The following is a 16,393-nucleotide window of genomic DNA, read 5'->3' as shown; positions in this document are numbered from 1 at the left end:
AGGGCATCCCTTTTCATTAGACGCCCCTATAGCCCAATGGCAGAGGCAGTCGACTTAAAATCGACACAGTGTGGGTTCGAGTCCCACTAGGGGCACCAAAATGAAGCCGCCGGTCCAAGTGACCGGCGGCTTCATTTTTGGGCGTGTAGGGTGAGAAACACCTTGGGGCCCCAGCTTTGCTGGGGAGGGGTGAGAGGCTCCGTGAGTACACAGCTGTGCTGGGGAGGGGGCCCGTGAACAACTAGCATTGCTCAAGTGGCTACTCGACCAAAGAGCATAAAAAATTGCCCCGACCAATGGCCGGGGCAATTTCTACTTTTTGCTAATTAGTTGGTCTGGCGGCGTCGCGCAAACATAACTACTAGACCTGCAATCAACAGTGCTGCACCAGCTGCAAAAGGAGCAACTGCGTCAACACCGGTGTCAGCTAGCTCTTCTTTAACAGTAGGCTCAACAACTGGCTCTTCAGTGGTTGGAGGAGCAATCTGACCGGTTGCTGCGAACTGCAGGGTTTCATCCCAGGTTGCACGCACGCCGTTGGTGATTTCGTCTGAATCTGGGTACCAGTCGTAGGCATTGTAGATGTAGTAGCCCGAACCGAAAGTGAAGTAGGCAACGCCAAGGTTGTCTTCACCCTCGCTGTAGTAAACCGGGGTCACGAAGGCCTTCTTTTCAGCAGACCAGGTTGAGTAGCCCATCAGGCCGCCGGTGTAGTTACCGTTTGGAACAGTCGCTGGAAGATCGGCGTTATCGGTCTGCTTGGTCCAAGGGTTGGCAAGTTCATCACTGAGTTCTGTGTTGTTGTCGAACTCGGTGCTGAAGTCAAGACCAGTCATGTAGTTGATGAACTCAGCGTGGTCGTATGAGCCGGTTCCGACAACAGTCTTGCCTGACTCGATCCAAGTCTTAATGTAGGCCTGAGCTTCAGCTGAGAACATGGCTACCTCGCCGAAGTTACAGCCCTCTGGCAGGGTAAGCACGTCAATGCCGTCAAGGGCGTCTGTCCAGGCAGCTTCGCTAGCGTCGCCGCCATCAAATAGGGTTACCGATTTGGCAATGACGCCGAGTGAAGCTGCGATGTCTGCGTCTTCTTGGTCAGGGTCAGTGCAGCTCTCGTTTGAGAAAACCAATACTGCTGGGCCGTCTGCAACAAGTGCTGAGGCAGGGGTTGAAGCCATGGTCATTAGTGCAATTGCGGTTGCGCCCGCAGCCAGCACCTTTGAGATTTTGCGATTCATACTTTTCTCCTGATTGGGTTGAAAGAATATCCCCCTGGAAATCCTTTATCAGGTCTAATTATTGCCCCAAAACATTCCCTTTTAAGAACATTTATTCGGCATAAATGGCTTAAAGCCACTTATTTTTGCTGATATGCGAGGTATACCCAACATCTATTTGCGAGGGCGGAGAATTACGTTGGGTAACTCAGGGGCGGGCGTCCATTTGCCAATTCGATCAGGGAATTCTGCAAAGCGATTTTCGCGAGCGTTCCAGGCTCTTCGCATTTCGAGAATTTCGCCGTGAGAGCGCCCGATGAAGTTCCACCACATCACAATTGGCTCTTCAAACGGCCTGCCACCGAGCAAAATCACAATCAAATTTTCTGAGCCTGCAGTGACTTCAAAACTATCCGTGCCGGGCTGCCGATACATCATTTGGCCAGTCAAACCAATCTCTTCAGCCACCCGCGCTTCACCCTGAACAATCAAGAATCCGTGTTCAAAATCATCTCTAACCGGCAAGGTGATTTTTTCGCCCGCAGGGATGCGCACCTCAGCACCGACGAGCTCGCTGAACAGAGTGGTCTCGGCCGTCTTGCCCAATAACGACCCAGCAAAAATACAAACCTGGTTTGCGCCCAGCATCACTTTAGGTGGATATTCAACGTGCTGAAAAGCAGGTGCCATGTCGCGAGCTGAATCGGGCAGTGCGATCCAAAGTTGAACAGCGTGCAGAAGATTTGCGTCGGCAAGACTCAACTCACTGTGAGCGATTCCGTAACCTGCAGTCATAAGGTTCAGTTGACCCGGGTTTATGTGCTGAATTGTTCCTAGACTGTCGCGGTGTTCAATGCTGCCCTCAATTAGCCAAGTGGCTGTTTGAAGCCCGGTGTGGGGGTGTGCTGCAACTACCATGCCATCGGCTTGAACGGTCGGGCCAAAGTGATCGGCAAAAGCCCACGCCCCAATCATGCGTTTCTTGGCATTGGGCAGAGTGCGCGAAATCTCGATTCCGGTGCGAGTGGTGAGCTTCACCAAACGAGGTTCTAGCAACATGGCATCAGCCTAACTACTGTCGACAGTGATTAGTGGCGGTGATGAAAAGGCTGAATGGCGTCATCGGGAATTTGGCCAAAGCGACCGTACTGATAGTCCTCCATGGCCTTGATTACCCCAGCTTTGTCGTTCATCACAAACGGACCGTAGGCAACCACTGGTTCGCGGATCGGCAGCCCGCCAAGCAAGAAAATCTCGAGCGAGTTGTGGCGAGAATCTTGGGTTTCATCCGCGGTGAAAACAACTCGATCACCATGACCAAACACGGTCAGTGCGCCTGTTGAAATCTTGGCGGTATTCGTGCCCGGGCCTTCTTCGCCCACGGTGCCTGCACCAGCGAGCGTGTAGGCAAGGGCGTTGAACATTGGGTTCCAAGGCAGTGAAACCGAAGCTCCAGGGGCCAAGGTGATGTGTGCGATCGCCATCGGGGTTTGTGATTTTCCGGGGCCAACAAAGCCGCCGATTTCACCAGCAAGCACACGGATGAGTGCGCCGCCATCTTGGCTAGAAATCAACTTGACGTCGTCACCGTTCAAACCTTGATAAGCCGGGTCAATCATCTTTTTCGCGGCTGGAAGATTGATCCAGAGCTGAAGCCCGTGGAAGATTCCACCAGACATCACTAGCGATTCAGGCGGGGTTTCAATGTGCAAAACTCCAGCACCAGCGGTCATGTATTGGGTGGCGCCATTCTCAATGATTCCGCCACCGCCGTGGCTGTCTTGGTGCAAGAAGGTGCCGTCAATCATGTAGGTGAAGGTTTCAAACCCGCGGTGAGGGTGCCAAGCTGTGCCTCGCGGCTCGTATGGTGCATATTCAACTTCACCCATTTGGTCCATGTGAATGAACGGGTCTAGGTCTTGATATGAGACTCCGGCAAAGGCTCGGGTTACTGGGAATCCTTCGCCCTCGTGAGCCTGCGGGCCGCGAGTAACCGACTTGATGGTTCGCGCTCGGCCAACTGCTGCATCTAAACGAGGCAGAGTGAGGGTGTCAGCGGTTACTGCAGGCATTTGAGTCTCCTTTATTGCTGTGAATATACTTAGAGTACACCCAAGTAAAGCCCCACTAGACAAATCTTATTCCCATAGCATTGAGCCATGGAAACTGGATTAGTAGCACTCATCGTAATCGTTGGTATTGTTGCCATCGCAATTATTTGGCTTTGGTCAACCTACAACGGGCTAGTCACCCTGAATGTTCGTGTTGACGAGGCCTGGAGCGACATCACCGTTCAGCTCAAGCGCCGAGCCGACCTGATTCCGAACCTGATCGAAACCGTCAAGGGTTATGCAACCCATGAGCGCGAGGTCTTTGAGAACGTAACCAAAGCTCGCGCGGCAACTGTGTCTCCGGCAGCGATGGCAGACCCTGCCGCGGCAGCTGTTGCCGAAGATGGTTTTCACTCAGCAATCAAGAGCCTGTTCGCAGTTGCCGAGGCTTACCCTCAACTGCAGGCTAACCAGAACTTTTTGAGCCTTCAGGCAGAGCTAACCGACACCGAAGACAAGATTATGGCCGCTCGCCGTTTCTACAACGGTGGCGTTCGCGAACTGAACACCAAGATTCAGCAGTTCCCTCAGAACGTCTTTTCTAAGCGTCTAGGTTTTGCTGCACGCAAGTTCTTTGAGGTTGCCGACAGCGCTGCTATTCAAGAGCCACCGACTGTAAAGTTCTAAACTTTTTCGCAGTTAGTTTTCAAAACACAGGGGCCTGATGTACTCAGCTATTGCAGCAAATAAACGCAACACCTTTCTAATCGTCGGTGGCTTTATTGCCCTACTTGGCGGTATCTCGATTTGGTGGGGGCAAACCACTGGCAATGGTTCAAGCGCGATTTTCATCCTTGGCTTCATTGTGGTTTATGCACTTTTTCAGTATTTTGTTGCGTCTTCAATTGCAGTGGCCATGAGCGGTGCCGTGCCGATTGAAAAGGCCGATAACCCTAGACTTTGGCGCATTGTTGAGAACCTCTCGATCACCGAAGGCATGCCGATGCCAAAGGTTTATGTGATTCCAGACGAAGCACCAAACGCTTTCGCCACCGGGCGCGATCCTAAGCACGCGATTGTGGCGGCCACCACCGGTTTGTTGGCAATCATGGATGACAAAGAGCTCGAGGGCGTCATGGCTCACGAGCTTGGCCATGTGAAGAACTACGACATTAGAGTTTCAACCATTGTGTTTGGCCTAGTTTCGGCAGTTGGCGTTTTGGCCGACATGGCAATTCGTGCGGCTTTCTTTTCTAGCCATGGCAACAACCGAAACTCAAACGACAATGGTTTTGGTCTTGCGCTTATTTTGATCGGCATTGTCGCCAGCATTATTGCTTGGTTCATTGGGCCAATCGTTTCGGCTGCCGTTTCGCGCGAGCGTGAGTACCTCGCCGATGCAACCGGAGCCCACACCACGAGATACCCAGAGGGTCTGGCATCAGCGCTAGAAAAACTTGGTCAGTATGGTCGACCGATGCGCAGAGCAAGCAGCTCAATGGCGCACATGTACATCAACGACCCAATCAAGCCAGGTCTAGTTGAGCGTGTTTTTTCTACTCACCCGCCGATTCCAAAGCGCGTAGAACGTCTACGCGAAATGGGCGGCAAGTTCTAAGGCCCAATTGCCTTTAGGTTCAATCTGAACCTGAGTGCAGCCTTGCCACTTGGCCACTGCAGCAAGATGCTTTGCAAGTGCACCTGTCGAACTGTTGAGTTTTCGGGCAGGTAGGCCGTCTTCGTGCCAACTCGCTTTTGCAATTAGGTAGTTGTTTTGGCGGTCATTTTTAAGGTCGATGCGGCCAATAATTTGGTTATCGTGCAGCACCGGAAGCGTGTAATAGCCGAACTTCCGCTTTGCCTCGGGAGTGTAAATTTCAATTCGGTAGTGAAAATCGAATAGCCGTTCAGTTCTTGGTCGATACCAAATCAACGGATCAAAAGGGCTCAGCAGTGTGGTTCTCGATTTTGAGTCAACCCTTTGCTCGAGTGTCGACGGCGAGGCCAAAGCGGCTTCGCGCCACCTTTCAACCTTCATCTCAACAATCGAACCAGCCTCAATCAACTCATCGATGATGTGATTCGCATCGCGCTTGTTTAGTCGGTGCCAGTCAAGAATGTCGGCCCTCGTGCCGATACCGATTGCAGTCACGGCTTGCAAAATCAAACGGCGTTTTGCCTCGTCTGCCGAAATCGAGGCATTGAGAATCTCAGTAGGCAAGACCTGCTCGGGTAGTGCATAAATTCTGCTGAATTTTTCTCGGCCGCCTGAGACCAAGTCGCCGATTCCAAACAAAGCTTCGAGACCACGCTTGACGTCGCTCCAGCCCCACCAATTACCCCTTCGAACGTTGCGATCGTGTTCGATGGCATTGGCTGTTAGCGGGCCCTTTTCGGCAAGCTCCGCCTTTATCCACTTCAATAGGTCGCTCTGTTGCGCCATCCAAGAATCGTTGCCCTTGGCTAATTCGCCAGCGCGCCAGTTATACATGCGCCATTTATAAAGCGGTAGATTCTCGGTTCGAATGATTGAGGCTTCGTGGGCCCAGTATTCAATCAAGGATGGATTGAAGCCGCCCGAAAGGCTATCGAGTTCGTGCTTTTCATAGGTGCCCAGACGCGAGAAGAGCGGCATGTAGTGCGCGCGCTCGAACACATTGACTGAGTCAATTTGCAAAAGACCTAGTCGGTCGATGGTCTGCAACACTGTTGAATCTGGCGCACCCGAAAGGCCCTGCGCTGCAATCGCTAGCGACCGTGCTTCGCGCATGCTCATTGGTTCAGCCATGTGCACCTCATCTCAAACTAGACTTCTAACCAGCATAGATTTAGTTAGGAATCCGCCATGTCAAAGACTGCTCCTGTAGTTGCGCCGACTCTTGCCGAGTTTGAAGCCGCTCACGAGAATGTGTCTCAGGTGGCAATTCAGACCCCGGTGCTGCACTCGAACTACCTTTCAGAGCTCATCGGTCACGATGTCGAACTGAAGTGTGAAAATCTTCAACGCACCGGCGCCTACAAAATTCGCGGTGCATTCAACATCATCAGCAAATTGTCGCTAGCCGAGCGCAAAAAGGGTGTTGTTGCCGCATCTGCCGGAAACCATGCCCAGGGTGTTGCCCTTGCGGCTAGAAATTTGGGCATAAAAGCCACAATTTTTATGCCGGTTGGTGCTTCTTTGCCAAAGCTTCAGGCAACGGAAAACTACGGTGCCCAAGTGGTTTTGACCGGTTCGATCTTCAGCGAAACTTTGAAGGCCGCCCAGGCACATGCAGCCAAGAAAGGTGCGATTTTTATCCCGCCTTATGACCACATGGATGTTGTGCTCGGCCAAGGAACCGTTGGTCTTGAAATCTTGGATCAAGTACCTGATGTGAATACCATCGTGGTTGCTATCGGTGGCGGTGGCTTGGCAGCTGGTTTGGCAGTGTCAGCCAAGCTGAAAGCTGCTCAGCAGGGTCGCAAGATCAAGGTAATTGGTGTTCAGTCTGAGCATGCCGCACCATATGTGCCTTCGCTCAAAACTGGCAAACTAACCGAACTGACTATCACGCGAACAATCGCTGACGGCATCGCAGTGGGCAAGCCAGGTCGTATTCCATTCGAATTGATAAAGCAGCACGTAGACAAAGTTGTGACCGTAAGCGACGATGAAATCGCCAAGGCAATTGTTGTTCTGATGGAGCGTGCCAAGCAGGTTGTTGAGCCTGCCGGAGCCGTTGCTGTTGCTGCACTTATGTCGGGTGCTATCAAGCCTCGAGGCAAGACTGTAGCTGTGCTTTCTGGCGGAAACATCGATCCGCTGCTAATGCAAAAGGTCATTGGCCACGGATTGGCGGCATCTGAGCGCTACACGACGATTTCGGTGATGTTGCCAGATCGCCCTGGTCAATTGGTCAAGACTGCCGAAGCAATTGCTGCAGCACACGGAAACGTAGTTGAGGTTTTGCACACTCGTCACGGTAAAGGGCTTGAGATCAGCGAAGTTGAACTGCGTATGAGTGTTGAGACCACCGGCCACGAACACCGCCAACGGGTGCTCAAGGCTTTGCATGATGCCGGCCTAAAGGCCCGCATCGAAGCCGAATAGCCTTCAAACCAAAAACCCGGTCTGCGTGACCGGGTTTTTTTATTTAGGTTTCTAGCCTTCGAAGTTTTTGACTTCGAGAATCTCAATTGAACGTTCCTTGCCATTTGGGGCAAAGAAGCTCACTGTGTCGCCAACTTTGGCTCCTATAATTGCGGTGCCGATTGGGCTATCTGGGCTGTAAACATCAATGGCAGTGCCTTCAGCAATCTCGGCGCTACCCAATAGAAACTCAAGTTCGCTGCCGTTCATGTTCAGGCGAACAATGGTGCCCTGCTCAACAACACCGTGGCTCTCGCGAGCTTCACCAACCACTGAATTAGCCAGGATGTTCTCAAGTCGCGCAGCACGAGCCTCGATCTTGCCCTGCTCTTCTTTGGCTGCGTGGTAGCCGCCGTTCTCTTTGAGGTCGCCTTCTTCTCGCGCTTCTTGAATCTTCTTAGCGATGTCAGAGCGTGCAACTGTCAACAGATACTCGAGCTCGGCAGCGAGTCGGTCATAGGCAGCTTGGGTTAGCCAGGTTGGCTCATGGGTTTCAGACATAGTTTCTCTAGTTTATTTCAACCAGCATTTGTCGACTTGACCGGTAACTGCCAATTCAGTCGTTTTAACGATGGTTTCGTAATTTCCTGAGCCGCCGGCCGGAATTTCAACCTCGACATAACCCACCACGCTATAACTTTCACTCAGTGCCTGAACGGCGCAGGTGGCTGTATCTTTGTCGTTTGCAAGTATGACGTTGAAGTTGACTTTGGTTTGACCCGAGTTTAAAACTTCATAGCCGGTTGATTTCGCGACGATTTGATTTGCGTTGGTCATGGTTGTGCTGATTGCCCAAATTACAAAAAGTGCCACCAGTGTCGAAGCGAGCGCAATTACGATTTTGCGCTGACGAACTGAGTCGACAGGCTTTTTGCCATAGCGCTCAGACATTAGGTCAGCTTGAGAATTCATAGGCTTTAAGGCTACATACTTAAACCATGAACATTCTGTTTTCAGCACTGCTAGCTGCATCGCCAAGCCCAAGCCCGTCGGTTGATCCTTCTGAAGTTTGGTACAGCCCAGGCACAGTTGGTTTTCTTGCTGTTTTCGGAATCACAGCTGCGGCAATCGCTCTGATTTTTGACATGGTTCGTCGAGTGCGCCGCATTCGTTACCGTGCAGAAATCGCGGCTCGTCTAGATGCCGAACAGGAAACCGTAACCTCAGAAAAGCCTGCTGCAACTGTCAAAAAGGCTGTTACTAAGCCGGCTCGCCCAGCTGCCCCGGCCAAGCCAAAGCGCGACTAACTAAGCGGGCAGTTTCGCCCAAGCCTGTTCGTCGTCTGCGGTTGGGCGCTTGACCTCAAGCCCAGCTTCTTCGGCAATCAACATGGCTCCGGCCCAGTCGTGTTCTTTGATATCGACTTGGTAATACGCGTCGATTGTGCCTTCGGCCACGTGGCAAATATCTAAGGCAGCTGAACCGAATCGTCGAACGTCTACATAGTCAGGCATGAGTTCAGTAAGTTTTTGAAACTCTGCTCTGCGGGTTTCAGCCGAATACGAAAAACCAGTAGCAAGGATGCGCGCCTCGCGCTCAACCGGTGGGCCAGAAATAGCTTCGCGTTTTCCGTCGCGAATTCTGAATGCACCGCTACCTCGCGTTGCTAAGAAAGTGTCGCCAAGAGCTGGTGCAATTACAACGCCAACAACCCACTGGTCGGTAGCCAAATCTAAAGCTGCAACTGAAACTGCAAAATTCGGCAAGCCGCGAGCAAAATTAACGGTTCCATCAAGTGGGTCGATGCTCCAGCGATAAGCGGCATCCGTGCCCTCAGTTGCATCATATTCTTCGCCGGTCACAGCGTCGTTTGGTCTCAACCGCTTCAAAACGTCACGAACCGCTGTTTCGCTGGCTAGATCGGCATCAGTTACATAGTCGGCGATGCTGGTCTTGGTTTGAATTTTCAATTCGCCGCGAAAGCGTTTTACTAATTCGGCAGAACCTGCATTAGCAGCTTCGATTGCCGTTTGAAGAAGAGCGTCTAAGTTCATGCTTTAAGGCTAAGCCCCAAATGTGCCGGCAGCTGGTGAAAGCGCGATGAGCAGAATGCCGGCCCAGTGGCACATGAAAGCGAGCACGGTGAAGCTGTGAAAAATCTCGTGAAAACCGAATTTGCCTGGGAACGGGTTAGGTCGCTTCATTCCATAAACCACGGCACCAAGGGTGTAGCAGAGGCCGCCAGCCAAAATCAGAATCATCATTGGGGCATTGGCATTCATGAAGTCGACGATGAATACAAAGGCGCCCCAGCCCATGGCGATGTAGATAGGAACATAGAGCCAACGCGGTGCGTGAATCCAGAAGACTCGAAAGCCTATTCCGAGAATTGCAGTCGACCAAATGATGGTGATCAAAACCAGAGCTTTGTCTTGGGGCAATGCCAGCCAAGTAATGGGGGTGTAACTTCCGGCAATCAGCAAGAAAATGTTGGCGTGGTCAATGCGTTTGAGTGTGACCTTCACCTTTGGGCTCCAGTTGAAGCGGTGGTATAGGGCGCTATTGCCGAAGAGCAACAAAGATGAAGCAAAGAATATCGCTGAGGTGACTTTAGCCGGCATACCGTTGGCCAGCACGATGAGAACAATGCCGCCAGCTATCACCAGTGGAAGTATTCCGGCGTGGATCCAGCCACGCCAGGTTGGCTTCACATCGGCCGGCTGTTCGCGAAATCCCTCGGAGATTGGCATGCTCATATGCCAACTCTACGCCTCGGGCTGGGCTAGCGTTAAGCCTGTGCGAAACCTGATTTATCGACTCTATGAGCGCAACCTTGAACGTGGTCTGCTGCCTCAAGATCTGCCTCGCCACGTAGGTGTAATTCTTGATGGCAACCGTCGTTGGGCCGAGCGCCAGGGTGGAGCTAAGGCCAGTCACGGCCATGCCGTTGGCGCACAAAAGACGCTCGAATTTTTGGGTTGGTGCTCTGATCTCGGCATCAAGGTTGTGACCCTCTACCTTTTGTCTACCGACAACCTGAAGGGCCGAGCTGGCGAAGAGCTAAAAGAACTTCAAGACATCATTGGTGGTTTGGCGTTAGACATTGCTAACGATGGCCGATTCAAGACGCAACTGGTCGGCGACCGCGAAGCACTGCCGGCAAGCTTGGCTGATTCGATTGCCAAGGCTGAGGCAAAAACCGTGAAAAATAAGGGTCTGCACGTAAACCTTGCCGTTGGCTACGGCGGTCGAAAAGAAATTGCCGATGCCATGCGTTCAATTCTCAAACAGCATGCCAAAGAGGGCACAAGCATCGACGACTTAGCCGAATTGCTAGACCCAGAATTGATCACGCAGCATCTGTACACTTCTGGGCAACCCGACCCTGACCTGGTTATTCGAACCTCGGGTGAACAGCGGCTTTCGGGCTTTTTGCTTTGGCAGTCTGCGCAGTCTGAGTTTTATTTCGAAGAAGCGCTCTGGCCAGATTTCAGGCGCGTTGACTTCTTGCGAGCCATCCGTGCGTTTGAATCGCGACACCGCCGTTTTGGCGCCTAGGTGAACACTAAATAACGTCCTGAAAAAGTTGGCGTGTCTTTGTGATTGTCGAGCCGCGTTCGGGCGTAATCTCACCTCAAGCTGAGATAAAGGAGCTTTGGTGGGTAAGACATCAGCAGCTAAAGAAAAAGTGACCACAGCGGCCTCGCAGGCAACCAAGACTTATGTTCTTGACACCTCGGTTTTGCTCTCAGACCCCAAAGCAATTTTCAAGTTCAAAGAACAAGAAGTTGTTATTCCCATCATTGTGATTAACGAACTTGAAAAGAAACGGCACGACCCAGAAATTGGCTATTACGCTCGTCAGGCGCTTCGACTGCTAGATGACCTTCGTGCTGAGCACGAGAGACTTGATTTTCCGATTCAGGTAGGCGACGGAGGAATTCTTCGCGTTGAGCTGAATCACATTGACCAGTCAGTTTTGCCGGCAGGTTTTCAACTGGGTGACAACGACAGTCGTATTCTTGCTTGCGCCTTCAACCTCGCAAGTGAAGGTTCGAATGTCACGGTGGTTTCTAAAGACTTGCCTATGCGCGTAAAGGCTTCGGCACTGGGTATGAGTGCTGAGGAATATCGCAATGACAACGTGGTTGATTCTGGCTGGACAGGTATTGCCGAGGTGAGCCTTTCTGCTGACGAGATGGCCGACCTTTATGAAACCGAAGTAATTAAATCCAAGGATGCAGCCGGCCTGCCGGTAAACACTGGCTTAGTGATTTCTTCAGATCGGGGGAGTGCCCTCGGTCGCGTTGAAAAAGGCGGCAAAATCAAACTGGTTCGCGGAGACCGCGATGTGTTTGGCGTTCACGGTCGATCGGCCGAACAGCGCCTAGCAATTGACGTGTTACTTGACCCTGAGGTTGGCATAGTCTCACTCGGCGGTCGCGCCGGAACTGGTAAATCGGCGATGGCGCTGCTCGCGGCTCTAGAAGCTGTGCTCGAACGCCGCCAGCACAAGAAAATTATTGTTTTTCGCCCTATCTTTGCCGTTGGCGGTCAAGAACTCGGCTACCTCCCTGGTGGCGAAACTGAGAAGATGAACCCATGGGGTCAGGCCATTTTCGACACCTTGGGTGCTCTGGTTTCTAAAGAGGTTATCGACCACATCGTTGATCGCAACATCCTAGAAATTTTGCCGCTGACTCACATTCGCGGTCGCTCTTTGCACGACGCTTTTGTGATTGTTGACGAGGCTCAGTCTCTCGAGCGAAATGTTTTGCTAACCGTTCTGTCGCGCATTGGTCAAAATGCAAAGGTGGTTCTGACTCACGATGTTGCCCAGCGCGATAACCTGCGGGTTGGTCGTCACGACGGAATCGCCGCGGTAATTGAGTCACTCAAGGGGCACGACCTTTTTGCTCACATCACACTGATGCGTTCTGAGCGTTCGGCTATTGCTGCTTTGGTCACCGACTTGCTCGACAACTAATTTGACCTGTTCATAACTTGCGCAGGTGATGGCGCTTTTCAATAGCCTGCTCGGGTGAATGCACAATTTATATTTGCCATGCTGTTGCCTTGGCTGGGCCCTGCCTATCTACTGGCGGTTGCCTGGCCGCTAGCCAAAACAGACATCCGTGAACATCGCCTGCCTAATCGACTGGTTCTTCCAGCTTTGCCCATAACGCTGCTGAGCCAGCTACTGACGGCTTGGCTTGAAGATGCATGGATGCAGGCCCTGCTGGCACTTGGTGTGGCTGCTGTGGCCTTTGTAATAGGCTTGCTGCTAAATCGCCTGGCATCACTTGGAATGGGCGATGTGAAGCTAATCACGGTCATTGCGCTGGCGCTTGGATGGTTTAGTCCTATGTCACCGCTGGTTGCAGTTTTTCTCGCATTTCTCGCGGCGAGTTTGGCAGTATTGCCACTTTTGATTCTTCGCAAGCTAAGTCGGTCAAAGAGTATTGCGCTTGGGCCTTACCTGCTGGGAGGCTTTAGCGCTGCCCTCGCGCTGGTGCCTTTTTCATAGGCTGAGAACTTGAGATCAATCGCAAGCCATCGGGTACCAATTCAATGAAGCTAATGGCGAGCATGATTGCAGCAACGATCAGCAATAAGTGCGAATTGATTTCAGAATTTAGTAGTGATTGGTTGAGCCAAATGGTGCCGGCACCGATGATTTCAGCAATCACAGATACCGCGACCAAAACAAAAGTCTGAATGCGGCTGTGTCCGGCGGCTAAAGCCAAGGCAGCAATCGAGAGGCCCTCTGGAATGTTCTGCAGTCCGATGGCAATTCCAGTGGCTAATCCGGTGTTCAGGTCAGCACTTGCCGCTGCTATCGAGGCAGTGCCCTCTGGGATGTTGTGCAGGGTAAGTGCGATCGTTACAACGGTTACAGACCCAAGAATTCCGGTAGCTTTTTTCTGAAGCTGAGCCGAACCAAATTTGATGAGCGCAAAAATCAACAGGCCAATAATGAACCAGAGCGCAGAGTCGGCCCAGCCGCGGTCAATTGAGAACGCATTTGGAATCAGTTCGACCACGCTGGCGATGATCATTGCTGCAGCGGCCACAAGAAGGGCATAGCCGTTAAAGATATTGCTTTGTTTGGGCAGGTAAGCCACCAAGACATAACCAATCAGGGTTGCTATCGCCGCAAAAGCGGCAATAGCAAAACCCAGATCGATTGAGCCGTTGATAAGAAACCTTCTATAAGCCAGGGCTGGTCATAGACAGAACGTCAAGCGCCTTGTCCAGTTGCTCCATCGTAAGTTTTTCGCCATCAACATAGCCAAGTTCGATTGTTGCTTCGCGAACAGTCAGGCCCTTCGCAACTGAGTGCTTAGCGATCTTCGCCGCTGCTTCGTAACCGATGTATTTGTTTAGCGGAGTCACGATTGACGGGCTAGATTCAGCAAGAGCACGGGCACGCTCGACGTTAGCCTCAAGCCCCCTTACGGTCTTGTCGGCCAACAAACGCATTGAGTTTGCCAGCAGGCGAATCGATTCGAGCAGTGCGTTACCCATGACTGGGATCGCTACATTGAGCTCAAAGTTACCGGTGGCGCCAGCCCAGGCAACAGTTGCATCGTTGCCGATTACTCGAGCGCAAACCATCATTACAGCCTCAGGAACCACAGGGTTCACCTTGCCAGGCATGATTGATGAACCAGGCTGCAGGTCAGGAATATGCAGTTCAGCGATACCTGCGTTTGGCCCTGAGCCCATCCAGCGAAGATCGTTGTTGATCTTGGTGAGCGAGACTGCAAGTACACGCAAAGCACCAGATGCTTCAACCAGTGCATCGCGTGCACCCTGGGCCTCAAAGTGATCGCGAGCCTCGGTAATAGGCAAACCAGTTTCTTCGGCAAGTAGGCGAATGACTTCTTGTGGAAATCCCTTTGGGGTGTTGATTCCAGTGCCAACTGCGGTGCCACCAAGTGGAACTTCGGCAGTACGGCCGATGGTTGACTGAACGCGCTCAATTGCATAGCGAATCTGCGCTGCATAGCCACCGAATTCTTGACCCAGGGTCACTGGGGTTGCATCCATGAGGTGAGTGCGGCCAGCTTTGACTACGGTCTTCCAGAGCTCTTTCTTCTCTTCAAGAGCAACCGCTAGGTAGTCGAGTGAAGGCAAAAGGTCGTTGATAAGAGCTGCGGTTACGGCAACGTGAACCGAGGTTGGGAACACATCGTTTGAAGACTGCGATGCATTCACATGGTCATTCGGGTGAACGTCTTTGCCAAGGCCACGGGTTGCAAGAGTTGCAAGTACTTCGTTCATGTTCATGTTCGAAGAGGTTCCCGAACCGGTCTGAAAAATGTCAACCGGAAATTCACCGTCGTGCTTGCCGGCAATAACAAGGTCTGCAGCATCGGCGATTGCATTAGCGAGCGCAGAATCTAGAACGCCAAGCTTGGCATTGGCCAGGGCAGCGGCCTTCTTGATCTGGGCAAGCGACGCAATGTGGGCGCGCTCTAGCGTGGTGCCAGAGATAGGAAAATTCTCAACAGCGCGCTGAGTCTGGGCACGATAAAGAGCGTTTACTGGAACTTTTACTTCACCCATGGTGTCGTGTTCGATGCGGAATTCCACTTGGTGTGACCTTTCGTTGCGTTAAAAATGCTGTCTAAGTTTTGTTTTTAGTTGAGGTTGTCGCTCGTGAAAATTGTTGCGATTTCGCCACGGCTCAAGGTGTAGTTAGCGCCAACCACGGCCAGCTTGCCGGCCTTGACGGCATCGGCAATTAGTTTGCTGCGGGTTAGAAGTTCATTGATGGTGTCTTGGATGTGCAACTGCGTGATGTCATCAATGTGGTGCTTGCCGTCACGGTTTGCTGCCTCAACGGTTGGCCTAATGCGCTCGACTAGGTCGTGAATGAATTCGCCCTTAGATTCAAGTTTGCCTTCGGTCGAATCTATGGTTGCGCGAATTGCTCCACACTCGTCGTGACCAAGAACCAAAATCAGGGGAACGCCCAAAACTTCAACTGAATATTCAAGTGAACCAAGAATGGTCTCGGCAATAACTTGGCCGGCATTGCGAACTACAAAAAGGTCGCCGAGGCCGACGTCAAAAATGATTTCTGCCGAAAGACGAGAGTCTGAACAACCGAATAGGGCGGCAAATGGCTTCTGCCTTGCAGCTAGCGACTCGCGGCGATCAATGTCTTGTCTTGGGTGAGCCGGAGTGCCAGAAACAAAGCGACGGTTGCCGTCAAGAATGGCCTGCCAGGCGTCACGCGGGGTTTCAGGTCTGGTTGATTCGATCACTTGTCTAACTCCGTTTCAACTAGTTGGGCAAACTCGGCAAATTCATCTGGGGAGGCATTGCCTTCAAGCGACACATAGTCACTCTCTAGATTGAGAGTCCATAACACCGGATCAGCCTCAACCTTTGGGCCGGGGGTTTGCTTCAGCCAGTTTGGTGCACCAGCAAAACTTTCATCAGGCACAAAGCCTGCGCTTCGAAGCGTAACCCAGGTTGGGTTCACGGCAAATGCCTGGGTCAGGCCAACGTACTGATTCTTAGGGCCGACAAAGCCAACCTCCCAATACTCAACGCCGTCAGCTGCGGTCGAAACCCACTTGGCGTGGTTGGCCCACCACCCCTGAGGCAGTTCGGGGGCAAGAACCTCGTGGCCACTGGCAGTTTTGGCCTCAATGGCAAGTGCGATGTGATCAACAGGCTGAATTCGGTTGCTGTCATCGCGAGGAACAATAAGAACAATTGCAATCATGATGCCAAGCGAAGCTACCAAAGCCAGAAGCAGATTATTGAGCGTCTGCTTTGCTCTGTGTTTAGCCGCTGAGTCTTCGCTCACTATTTTGCTTTCTTTGTTTCGATTGCGTCGTCGAGTCGCTTGCGAGCACCGGTTAGCCAGTTTTCGCATTGGGTGGCAAGGGCCTCGCCGCGCTCCCAAAGAGCCAGTGACGCCTCGAGAGTTACAGCGCCTTGCTCTAGCTCGGCGACAACTTTAATGAGTTCATCTCGAGCTTGCTCATAGCTGAGTTCAGCCACGTCGGCATTTGGGTTCTTTTGTGCGCTCATCT

Annotated in this window: 20 protein-coding genes and 1 tRNA gene; 8 read left to right on the top strand and 13 right to left on the bottom strand. The window is 52.1% G+C overall.

What is annotated here, in order from left to right; translation table 11 throughout:
• Nucleotides 1-22: 22 nt before the first annotated feature.
• Nucleotides 23-98 (top strand) — tRNA-Leu (locus Q0L26_RS06305).
• A gap of 228 nt (nucleotides 99-326) precedes the next feature.
• Here Q0L26_RS06305 and Q0L26_RS06300 read toward each other — a convergent pair.
• The 3 genes from Q0L26_RS06300 to Q0L26_RS06290 all read right to left on the bottom strand — a co-directional run bounded on the left by Q0L26_RS06300 (nucleotide 327) and on the right by Q0L26_RS06290 (nucleotide 3,289).
• The gene (locus Q0L26_RS06300) at nucleotides 327-1,238 is read right to left on the bottom strand and encodes a hypothetical protein (RefSeq protein WP_296648876.1); all 912 of its coding nucleotides are present in this window, start codon (nucleotides 1,236-1,238) and stop codon (nucleotides 327-329) included.
• A 153-nt stretch (nucleotides 1,239-1,391) separates the two neighbouring features.
• The gene (locus tag Q0L26_RS06295; protein ID WP_296648873.1) at nucleotides 1,392-2,276 is read right to left on the bottom strand and encodes a pirin family protein; all 885 of its coding nucleotides are present in this window, start codon (nucleotides 2,274-2,276) and stop codon (nucleotides 1,392-1,394) included.
• A 29-nt stretch (nucleotides 2,277-2,305) separates the two neighbouring features.
• On the bottom strand, nucleotides 2,306-3,289 hold the full coding sequence (locus tag Q0L26_RS06290) for a pirin family protein (RefSeq protein WP_296648870.1): 984 nt from the start codon (nucleotides 3,287-3,289) through the stop codon (nucleotides 2,306-2,308).
• Nucleotides 3,290-3,376: 87 nt separating this feature from the next.
• Between Q0L26_RS06290 and Q0L26_RS06285 the strand changes: the two genes are divergently transcribed.
• Nucleotides 3,377-3,955 (top strand): LemA family protein, encoded by a 579-nt coding sequence (locus Q0L26_RS06285; RefSeq protein WP_296648868.1) that lies wholly within the window; start codon nucleotides 3,377-3,379, stop codon nucleotides 3,953-3,955.
• 37 nt (nucleotides 3,956-3,992) lie between these two features.
• Nucleotides 3,993-4,886, top strand: coding sequence for a M48 family metalloprotease (locus Q0L26_RS06280; RefSeq protein ID WP_296648865.1), 894 nt, complete (start codon nucleotides 3,993-3,995; stop codon nucleotides 4,884-4,886).
• Here Q0L26_RS06280 and Q0L26_RS06275 read toward each other — a convergent pair.
• Complete coding sequence (locus tag Q0L26_RS06275; RefSeq protein WP_296648862.1) at nucleotides 4,860-6,056, bottom strand: crosslink repair DNA glycosylase YcaQ family protein; 1,197 nt, start codon at nucleotides 6,054-6,056, stop codon at nucleotides 4,860-4,862. The two genes, Q0L26_RS06280 and Q0L26_RS06275, sit on opposite strands and share 27 nt — an antisense overlap.
• Before the next feature lie 57 nt (nucleotides 6,057-6,113).
• Between Q0L26_RS06275 and ilvA the strand changes: the two genes are divergently transcribed.
• Nucleotides 6,114-7,358, top strand: coding sequence for a threonine ammonia-lyase (gene ilvA / locus Q0L26_RS06270; RefSeq protein WP_296648860.1), 1,245 nt, complete (start codon nucleotides 6,114-6,116; stop codon nucleotides 7,356-7,358).
• Between the two features lie 51 nt (nucleotides 7,359-7,409).
• Here the strand turns inward: ilvA and greA are convergent, their stop codons facing one another.
• Entirely contained in the window at nucleotides 7,410-7,898 is a 489-nt protein-coding gene (greA, locus tag Q0L26_RS06265) for a transcription elongation factor GreA (protein ID WP_296648857.1), read from the bottom strand.
• Nucleotides 7,899-7,910: 12 nt separating this feature from the next.
• Complete coding sequence (locus tag Q0L26_RS06260) at nucleotides 7,911-8,288, bottom strand: DUF4307 domain-containing protein (RefSeq protein WP_296648855.1); 378 nt, start codon at nucleotides 8,286-8,288, stop codon at nucleotides 7,911-7,913.
• Between the two features lie 47 nt (nucleotides 8,289-8,335).
• Here Q0L26_RS06260 and Q0L26_RS06255 point away from each other — a divergent pair, with 47 nt between their 5' ends.
• Nucleotides 8,336-8,644: a hypothetical protein gene (locus Q0L26_RS06255; protein WP_296648852.1), complete on the top strand. Its 309-nt coding sequence runs from the start codon at nucleotides 8,336-8,338 to the stop codon at nucleotides 8,642-8,644.
• On the opposite strand, the gene Q0L26_RS06250 is transcribed toward Q0L26_RS06255, so the two are convergent.
• A complete protein-coding gene (locus Q0L26_RS06250; RefSeq protein ID WP_296648850.1) occupies nucleotides 8,645-9,391 on the bottom strand; it encodes an inositol monophosphatase family protein in 747 nt (248 codons plus the stop codon).
• A gap of 9 nt (nucleotides 9,392-9,400) precedes the next feature.
• The gene (locus Q0L26_RS06245; RefSeq protein ID WP_366518406.1) at nucleotides 9,401-10,087 is read right to left on the bottom strand and encodes a hemolysin III family protein; all 687 of its coding nucleotides are present in this window, start codon (nucleotides 10,085-10,087) and stop codon (nucleotides 9,401-9,403) included.
• Here Q0L26_RS06245 and Q0L26_RS06240 point away from each other — a divergent pair.
• The 3 genes from Q0L26_RS06240 (at nucleotide 10,086) to Q0L26_RS06230 (ending at nucleotide 12,864) form a co-directional block, all read left to right on the top strand.
• Nucleotides 10,086-10,895 carry an isoprenyl transferase gene (locus Q0L26_RS06240; protein ID WP_296648845.1) on the top strand — a complete coding sequence of 270 codons (810 nt, stop codon included), beginning with the start codon at nucleotides 10,086-10,088 and terminating at the stop codon, nucleotides 10,893-10,895. The two genes, Q0L26_RS06245 and Q0L26_RS06240, sit on opposite strands and share 2 nt — an antisense overlap.
• Before the next feature lie 100 nt (nucleotides 10,896-10,995).
• Nucleotides 10,996-12,324: a PhoH family protein gene (locus Q0L26_RS06235; protein ID WP_296648843.1), complete on the top strand. Its 1,329-nt coding sequence runs from the start codon at nucleotides 10,996-10,998 to the stop codon at nucleotides 12,322-12,324.
• Nucleotides 12,325-12,378: 54 nt separating this feature from the next.
• On the top strand, nucleotides 12,379-12,864 hold the full coding sequence (locus tag Q0L26_RS06230; RefSeq protein ID WP_296648841.1) for an A24 family peptidase: 486 nt from the start codon (nucleotides 12,379-12,381) through the stop codon (nucleotides 12,862-12,864).
• Here the strand turns inward: Q0L26_RS06230 and Q0L26_RS06225 are convergent.
• The 5 genes from Q0L26_RS06225 to Q0L26_RS06205 all read right to left on the bottom strand — a co-directional run bounded on the left by Q0L26_RS06225 (nucleotide 12,830) and on the right by Q0L26_RS06205 (nucleotide 16,391).
• On the bottom strand, nucleotides 12,830-13,462 hold the full coding sequence (locus Q0L26_RS06225; protein ID WP_296648838.1) for a ZIP family metal transporter: 633 nt from the start codon (nucleotides 13,460-13,462) through the stop codon (nucleotides 12,830-12,832). The genes Q0L26_RS06230 and Q0L26_RS06225 overlap by 35 nt on opposite strands.
• A gap of 85 nt (nucleotides 13,463-13,547) precedes the next feature.
• Nucleotides 13,548-14,936 (bottom strand): class II fumarate hydratase, encoded by a 1,389-nt coding sequence (locus Q0L26_RS06220; protein ID WP_296648834.1) that lies wholly within the window; start codon nucleotides 14,934-14,936, stop codon nucleotides 13,548-13,550.
• Nucleotides 14,937-14,983: 47 nt separating this feature from the next.
• On the bottom strand, nucleotides 14,984-15,613 hold the full coding sequence (locus tag Q0L26_RS06215; RefSeq protein WP_296648832.1) for a carbonic anhydrase: 630 nt from the start codon (nucleotides 15,611-15,613) through the stop codon (nucleotides 14,984-14,986).
• Nucleotides 15,610-16,164: a DUF4245 family protein gene (locus Q0L26_RS06210; RefSeq protein WP_296648829.1), complete on the bottom strand. Its 555-nt coding sequence runs from the start codon at nucleotides 16,162-16,164 to the stop codon at nucleotides 15,610-15,612. Before Q0L26_RS06210 ends, Q0L26_RS06215 begins: the two co-directional genes overlap by 4 nt.
• Nucleotides 16,164-16,391, bottom strand: a complete 228-nt coding sequence (locus tag Q0L26_RS06205; RefSeq protein ID WP_296648826.1) for an exodeoxyribonuclease VII small subunit — start codon at nucleotides 16,389-16,391, stop codon at nucleotides 16,164-16,166. Before Q0L26_RS06205 ends, Q0L26_RS06210 begins: the two co-directional genes overlap by 1 nt.
• Nucleotides 16,392-16,393: the final 2 nt, after the last annotated feature.

The organism is Rhodoluna sp. (genome assembly GCF_024641065.1).
In the GTDB taxonomy this organism is placed as follows: Bacteria; Actinomycetota; Actinomycetes; order Actinomycetales; family Microbacteriaceae; genus Rhodoluna.
The sequence above is the reverse complement of the archived record's forward strand: the minus strand, read 5'-3'. Positions and strand labels throughout refer to the sequence as shown.